This window comes from Longimicrobiaceae bacterium, assembly GCA_035696245.1.
In the GTDB taxonomy this organism is placed as follows: domain Bacteria; phylum Gemmatimonadota; class Gemmatimonadetes; order Longimicrobiales; family Longimicrobiaceae; genus DASRQW01.
Window position 1 is genome coordinate 1 of the sequence record DASRQW010000196.1, and the last position, 7,133, is coordinate 7,133.

The window sequence follows — 7,133 nt, forward strand, 5'->3', positions numbered from 1 at the left end:
TCAACATTACGGTGCAGCCCTTCCCGAAACGGTCTCGTCTCGAAGCGAAAACGCCATCAATCAGCTACGAAGGTTGGATATCCACCTTAGGGATGTGATCCCCACAGGGTACGGGTACAGCCTCACCACGTTCGAACCAGAAACAGACGAATGACAGTTACGAAACGCGTGGTAATGGTAGGTTGTCTGTTTTTCGTTTTCACGCTGGTGCTGCGCGTGAGAACCAGTGCGGCACAGGGTGCCTATCCATCTGCGACTTCGTCCGCGATCACGGCGGCGGACGCGCGGCTCCGCGTCGGCATCGTCGCGGACGATTCGATGCAGGGGCGGGATACGGGATCGCGCGGGATCCTGGCGACGCGAAACTACATCGGGCGGGAGCTCGATCGGATGGGGCTGCGGCCGGCGGGCGACGGCGGCACATTCTTCAACCGCGTGCCGTTGGAGCGGACGGCGTACGTCTTCTCGGCGGCCGCGACCGTCGGCTCGGGCGAGCGGACGCTGACGCAGAGCGAGATCGTGCCGCTGAGCGGCGCCAGCGACGTGCCGGGCTCGCCGCGGCCGGTGGGGCAGGGGCCCATCGTGTACGGCGGCTACATGGCCGACTCATCGGTGCCGGAGGGCCGCGACCTCACCGGCGCGCAGCTCGACGGCGCAGTGCTGGTGCTGCGCTTCGGCGACGCGCCGGGCACGGGGATGGCGCGCCAGCGCTTCTCGCTCCCGTCGCTCTGGGCGCCCGCGTCAAAGCTGGCCGCAGTGCTGATCGTGAAGGAAACGGCGGTGGACGAGTTCTGGGAGGCCGGCGTGGAGCTGCTGCGGGAGGGCGCCGTGGCCCCCGCGGCGCAGGTGAGCGAGGCTGCGACCGGCGGCCCGCCCATCTTCCTCATCTCCCCCGCGCTCGCCGAGCGGCTGATCGGGCAGCCGCTGAGCCGCGCACGCCAGCCGGCGACGGGTCTCGGCACCTTCCGCTACGAGCTGCGGCAGACGACCACGCCGGTGGATGCGTGGAACGTCGTCGCCGTGCTTCCCGGCAGCGATCCGGCGCGCGCGGGCGAGTACGTGGCGCTGGGCGCGCACTACGACCACGTGGGCGTGGGCACGCCGGTGAAGGGCGATTCCATCTACAACGGCGCGGACGACGACGGGTCGGGCACCGCGGCGATCCTTGAGATCGCGGAGCGCTTCGCCGCGCAGCCGCCGGAGCAGCGACCTGCGCGCTCTCTGCTCTTCGTGTGGCACACGGGAGAGGAGAAGGGGCTGCTGGGCTCCGCAGCCTTCACCGAACGGCCCACCGTGCCGCGCGACTCCATCGTCGCGCAGCTCAACATCGACATGATCGGCCGGAACGCGCCGGACTCGCTGTACCTCGTGGGCTCGCGGCGGCTGTCAACGCAGCTCGGCGATCTCATCGAGCAGGTGAATCGGGGCGAGCCGCGGCGGCTGCGCTTCGACTACAGCTGGGACGTGCCCAGGCACCCGGAGCACATCTACTGTCGCAGCGACCACTACAACTACGCGCGCTTCGGCATCCCCGTGACCTTCTTCACCAGCGGCCTGCATCCGCAGTACCACCAGCCGCAGGACGAGACGAACACGCTGGACTACGACAAGCTCGCGCGCGTCGCCTCGTTCGTGGGCGACGTGGCCGCGGCCGTCGCGAACCGCCCCGCGCGCCTCACGGTCGACAAGCCGCTGCCGCCCATCGGCGAGCCGTGCACCTGACGGCGTGATGCTGGGCGCCGCATCTCACCAGGACGGAGGGACGATGGACGTCGTGATCTTCGGTGCCACCGGGATGGTGGGCCAGGGCGTGCTGCGCGAGTGCCTGCTGGACGCGGAGATCGGCCGGGTCGTCACCGTCGGCCGCAGCGCGACCGGGCAGTCGCACCCGAAGCTGCTCGAGCTCGTGGTCCCGAATGTCGCCGACCTCTCTTCAATCGAGGGCGAGCTGGCGGGGCTCGATGCGTGCTTCTTCGCGGTCGGCGTGACCTCCGCCGGGCTTTCGGAGGCGGACTACACGAAGCTCACGCACGGTCTCACGGTAGATGTCGCGAACACGCTCGTCCGCCTGAACCCGCGGATGACGTTCGTCTTCGTCTCCGGCACGGGCGCGGACAGCACCGAGGCGGGACGGGTGATGTGGGCGCGCATCAAGGGCAAGGCGGAGAACGCGCTGCTGAAGATGCCGTTCCGCGCCGTGTACGTCTTCCGCCCGGCGGTGATCATCCCGCGGCATGGGATTCGGTCGCGGACGCGGCTCTACCGCGTCGGCTACGTCTTCCTGGCGCCGCTGCTGCCCGTCATCCGCGCGCTGGCGCCCAACTTCGCCACCACCACCGAGCGCCTGGGCCGCGCGATGATCGCCGTTGCCCGCAACGGCTACGCGAAACACATCCTGGAGGCGAAGGACATCAACCAGGTGTCGGTGGATTGATGGCGTTCGACCGCCGCGCCTGAGCATCCTGAGAGTGATCGGATGCGATAAATCGCACCCCTACAATCGGATAGCGTCTCGCGAGGCGGTGGAATCGCGGTTGCCGCATCGCGCCCGAACCGCATCGGCCGACCCGGAGCAGCCTACACCGTGGCTTCGCGCAGTCGTAGCCCGCGCGTTTACGCGCCCAGGCGGTGCCGCAGCGTGACATCTACGAGAGGCGGCGATCCGGCTTGGCTGGGCTGATCCGAATCAACCGAATCGAGAAGAGGCCGCATCCCGGGTGGAATGCGGCCTCTGCGATTTTGGTGGATCGTGATCGGTAGATGACGATCAGCCGCGGGCGATGCGGGCGACGCCTTCGATCAGTCGGTCCACGTCTTCGTCGGTATTGTACGGGGCGAGGCCGGCGCGGATGAGGCCGCCGCAATCCTCCAGACCCAGCCGCTCGCAGACGGTGACGGCGTAGAAGTTCCCGTTCCACACGAACACGCCCTCGTCCCCCAGCTTCGCCGCGACCGCGTCCGGCGGCGTACCCTCCACCGTGAACGCCACGGTGGGCGTGCGCGGGGAACTGGCGGGCGGACCGTAGATGCGTACGCCGCCGATCACCCCCAGCCCGTCCAGCAGCCGCCGCACGAGCGCGCCCTCGTGCTCGTCGATGCGCGCCATCGCGCGGGCGAGCGCGGCGCGGCGGCCGTCTCCGGCGGGCGCGGGGTCCAGCGACGCGATGAAGTCCACCGCGGCGCCCGTGCCGGCGATGCCCTCGTGGTTCAGCGTGCCGGTCTCCCAGCGCTCCGGCGCGTCGTTGCTGGCGGGCGGCACCTTGTACGGCGTGAACCGCTCCAGGTGCTCGCGCTTGGCCCACACGATACCCACGTGCGGCCCGAAGAACTTGTAGGCCGAGCACGCCAGGAAGTCGCACCCGAACGCCTGCACGTCCACCAGCCGGTGCGGCGCGTAGTGCACCGCGTCTACGTACGTGAGCGCCCCCGCCGCCCGCGCCAGCGAGCACACCCGCGAGACGTCGTTGATCGTGCCCACCGCGTTCGACGCCGCGCCGATCGCCACGAGCCGCGTCCGGTCCGACAGCATCTCCTCCAGCGCCGCGTAGTCCAGCGTCATCGTCTCCCGGTCGAACGGGACGGCGCGGACGGTGACGCCGCGGTCCTCCGCCATCCGCCGCCAGGGCGCCACGTTGGCCTGGTGGTCCAGCTCGGTCACGATCACCTCGTCGCCCGGCCCCCACTCCGCCCCCAGCGCACGGGAGAACGCGAACGTGAGCGTCGTCATGTTGGCGCCGAAGACGATCTCGTCCGCCCGGCTGTTCACGAAATCCGCCATCGCCTCACGCGCGGCGAGGATGGCGGCGTCGCTCTCGCGGCTGGTGAGGAAGGCGCCGTGCGTGTTGGCGTTGTGGTGCGTCAGGTAGCCCGCGACCGCGTCCGCGACGGACCGCGGCACCTGGCTGCCGCCCGGCCCGTCGAAGAAGGCGATCGGCTTCCCGCCTACGCGGCGCTCGAAGACGGGGAACGAAGTGCGGACGCGCGAGGCGAACTCGGAAGACGTCATGCGTGGCGCTCGGCAGATGAGGGCGATGTGCAAAAGCGAAGGGGTGGACGGCGCGCGGCCGTCCACCCCTTCAATCTATCCGGTCCGGGCAGGCTCAGGAAACCGCCCAGAAGCCTTCCAGCGCCGAGCCGTCCGGGCTCTCGCGCAGCTTCTCGAAGGCGCGGTTGCGGATCTGGCGGATGCGCTCGCGGGTGACGCCGAGCAGCGAACCGATCTCTTCCAGCGTGCGCTCCTCGCCCTCGTCCAGGCCGTAGTACAGGTAGAGGATCTTGCGCTCGCGCTCGGTGAGGTACTTCTCGAACATGCGCTCCAGGAAGTCGCGGCGCGCGGCCGACTCGACCTCTTCCTCGATCTCGTCGCTCTCGGTGCCGGCGAAGCGCTCGCCGAAGCTGGCCGAGTCGCGGTCGCCGCGGTCCAGCGGCGCGTCTAGCGAGAGCTCGCTGGCGGCCACGCGGCGCAGGGCGCGCACGGTATCCACCGGCTCGCCCATCTCGTTGGCGATCTCCTCGTCGGTGGGCGAGCGGCCCATCGACTGGGTGAGCGCCGTCTCCACGCGGGAGAGACGGACCAGGTTGGAGTTCTGGTTGAGCGGGATGCGCACGGAGCGCGTCTGCTCGGCCAGGGCCTGCAGCACCGTCTGGCGGATCCACCACACGGCGTACGAGATGAACTTCACTCCCTTGTCGGGATCGAACTTCTTCACCGCCTTCAGCAGCCCCTCGTTGCCGATGCACACCAGCTCGGCCAGGCCCAGCCCGCGCCCCTGGTACTTCTTCACGTACGAGATCACGAAGCGGAGGTTCGCGGTCACCAGCCTCTCGGCGGCCTGCTTGTCTCCGGCGCGCGCCCTGTGGGCCAGGGCACGCTCCTCGGCGGGGTCCTCGATGAGCGGGTACTTCTCCACGTCGTGCAGGTACTGGTCAAACGAATCGAGGGCCCGTGAGCTCAGGAACATGGTTCGGCTCGTCCTTTGGAGAAAGAACAAGAGCAGCGAGCCTCGTTGGCGTGCGAGGGCTCGCTGCTCCAGATTAAAGCGGCACGTCTCCCGGATTTTCGATCATAACCGGCTAATGTAAGCCTGAGATCGTCAACTGTCAAACTCCTGGTCATCCGGGTGGATCGCCGCCGTCCTGCTTGGCGCTTATAGCCTGCATGCCGCGCGGATGTTCCGCGCACGTGCTTGCGCGGCGGTTTCGCGGGCGTTATGGAGGCGCCGCGAACCCGCCGCAAGAAGAAGGCCGTCCCGTTACACGGCGCCCAACGCCAGCGCCGCGTTGATGCCCCCGAAGCCGAACGAGTTGGACACCACGCGCCGCACCTCCCGCGTCTCGCCCTCACCCGTGACGTAGTTGAGGTCGCAGCCCTCGCCCGGCTTCTCCAGGTTGAGCGTGGGCGGAATCCAGCCGCGGTGGATGGCCAGGGCCGAGATGCCGGCCTCTATGGCGCCGGTGGCGCCCAGGCAGTGCGCGTGGTAGCCCTTGGTGCCGCTCACGCTGATGCTGTCGGTGTGGTCGCCGAAGACGTCGCGGATCACCAGGCTCTCGGTGGTGTCGTTGAGCGGGGTGGAAGATGCGTGGGCGTTGACGTAGTCCACGTCCTCGGGCGCCCAGCCCGCGGTGCGGAGCGCGGCGCGCATGGCGCGCGCGGCCTGGCTGCCGTCGGGCCGCGGGGCGGTCATGTGGTGCGCGTCGTTGCTGGTGCCGTAGCCGTTGACCTCGGCATAGATGCGGGCGCCGCGAGCCTTGGCGTGCTCCATCTCCTCCAGCACGAGAACCGTTGCGCCCTCGCCCATCACGAAACCGTCGCGGTCCGCGTCGAAGGGGCGCGAGGCGTGCGCCGGGTCGTCGTTGCGCGTGCTCATGGCGCGGATGATGGCGAACGCGCCGAAGCAGAGCGGCGCCAGCGGGGCCTCGATGCCCCCGGCCAGCATCACGTCGGCCTCGCCCGCCACGATCTGCCGCCACGCGTCGCCGATGGCGATGGCGCCGGACGCGCAGCTCATTCCGTTGGTGCTGTTGGGGCCGGTGAAGCCGAACTCGATGGCCACGTTACAGCTCGCGGCGCCGTTGAACACAGCCAGGGCGAGCATGGGGTCCACGGCCCGGACCCCGCCCTTGAGGAAGTTCTCGAACTGCGTCTCGCCGTAGCTCACGCCGCCCAGCGCGCTGCCCATCTGCACGCCCACCCGGTCCGGGTCTTCCGCGGCGGGGTCCAGCTTCGCGTCTTCGATCGCCATCCGCGACGCGGCGACGGAGAACTGCGCGTACCGCTCGGTGCGGCGCGCGCGCGAGCGGTCCATGTAGTCCGTGGGCTCGAAGCCGTCCACCAGCGCCGCGATGTGCGTTCGGAAGGGCGAGGTGTCGAAGCGGTCGATGGTGCGCACCGCGCTCTCGCGCCGCCGCAGCCCTTCCCACAGCCCTTCCACGCCGGTGCCGATGGGTGTGATGGCGCCGATGCCGGTGATGGCGACGCGCCGCGGCGCGCTGCCGCCGTCGTTCTGCTGGGTCATGGGATTCGCTTGCCGGGTGGGGGCTGGGCGATGAAAAAAACGGCGCGGGAAGCGGACTCACGTTCGCTTCCCGCGCGTGCTGTCGCAAGAGGCCGAGACTTCTACCCCACACATCTGATTCCGTGCGGGGGCGGCCGGAGGTGGAGTCGTGGGGCGCCGGCAGTGGACAGATGAGGGTGCCGCATGCGGAAAAGTGCCCCCTCCCCCGGCCCCTCCCCGCAAGCGGGAGAGGGGAGAACTGCTTGCGGGACGGGAGCTTACGAAGCGAGAGAAGATCGAGGAGCAGGCCACGGAGGTGGCGTTCGTGCCGTTGTCGGCGCGGGGCTCACCCGCCATGCGTTACCCGCACGACGCTGATCGGCCGAGCGCAATCCGACACCGCCGATGCGAGGTGTCGACCGTCTCCGGCGCGCGCCCTCACCCGCCGCGCTTCGCCTCGGCTTCCACGTGACGGCGGATGCCGGCGAGGGTGCGGGAGGCGACGTGGTGGATGAAGACGGGGCCGATCACCGCGCTCCCGATCCCCCGGCGCGCCAGGCCCGGCAGCGGCCAGTGCGGCCCCTCGTCCCATTCGTGGACGATGCGGACCGCCGTGCGCCCGTTGCCCAGGTCGCGGAA

At 69.6% G+C, this 7,133-nt stretch carries 6 protein-coding genes; 2 read left to right on the plus strand and 4 right to left on the minus strand.

Annotated features, from left to right (window positions below; genetic code table 11):
- Positions 1–390 precede the first annotated feature (390 nt).
- Positions 391–1,722, plus strand: a complete 1,332-nt coding sequence (locus VFE05_09320) for a M28 family peptidase (GenBank protein ID HET6230256.1) — start codon at positions 391–393, stop codon at positions 1,720–1,722.
- Between the two features lie 43 nt (positions 1,723–1,765).
- Complete coding sequence (locus tag VFE05_09325) at positions 1,766–2,434, plus strand: hypothetical protein (GenBank protein HET6230257.1); 669 nt, start codon at positions 1,766–1,768, stop codon at positions 2,432–2,434.
- Between the two features lie 333 nt (positions 2,435–2,767).
- Here VFE05_09325 and VFE05_09330 read toward each other — a convergent pair whose 3' ends face one another.
- The 4 genes from VFE05_09330 to VFE05_09345 all read right to left on the minus strand — a co-directional run.
- A complete protein-coding gene (locus VFE05_09330) occupies positions 2,768–4,006 on the minus strand; it encodes a cysteine desulfurase-like protein (GenBank protein HET6230258.1) in 1,239 nt (412 codons plus the stop codon).
- Between the two features lie 94 nt (positions 4,007–4,100).
- Positions 4,101–4,961: an RNA polymerase sigma factor RpoD/SigA gene (locus tag VFE05_09335; GenBank protein ID HET6230259.1), complete on the minus strand. Its 861-nt coding sequence runs from the start codon at positions 4,959–4,961 to the stop codon at positions 4,101–4,103.
- A 291-nt stretch (positions 4,962–5,252) separates the two neighbouring features.
- The gene (gene fabF / locus VFE05_09340) at positions 5,253–6,515 is read right to left on the minus strand and encodes a beta-ketoacyl-ACP synthase II (protein HET6230260.1); all 1,263 of its coding nucleotides are present in this window, start codon (positions 6,513–6,515) and stop codon (positions 5,253–5,255) included.
- A 417-nt stretch (positions 6,516–6,932) separates the two neighbouring features.
- On the minus strand, positions 6,933–7,133 hold a 201-nt coding region (locus tag VFE05_09345), incomplete at its 5' end, for a hypothetical protein (GenBank protein ID HET6230261.1).

Excerpts from the sequence above, each read along its gene's own strand:
- fabF (HET6230260.1), bottom strand. The coding sequence starts at position 6,515 with ATGACCCAGCAGAACGACGGCGGCAGCGCGCCGCGGCGCGTCGCCATC.
- VFE05_09330 (HET6230258.1), bottom strand. The coding sequence starts at position 4,006 with ATGACGTCTTCCGAGTTCGCCTCGCGCGTCCGCACTTCGTTCCCCGTC.
- VFE05_09320 (HET6230256.1), top strand. The coding sequence starts at position 391 with ATGGGGCTGCGGCCGGCGGGCGACGGCGGCACATTCTTCAACCGCGTG.
- VFE05_09325 (HET6230257.1), top strand. The coding sequence starts at position 1,766 with ATGGACGTCGTGATCTTCGGTGCCACCGGGATGGTGGGCCAGGGCGTG.
- VFE05_09335 (HET6230259.1), bottom strand. The coding sequence starts at position 4,961 with ATGTTCCTGAGCTCACGGGCCCTCGATTCGTTTGACCAGTACCTGCAC.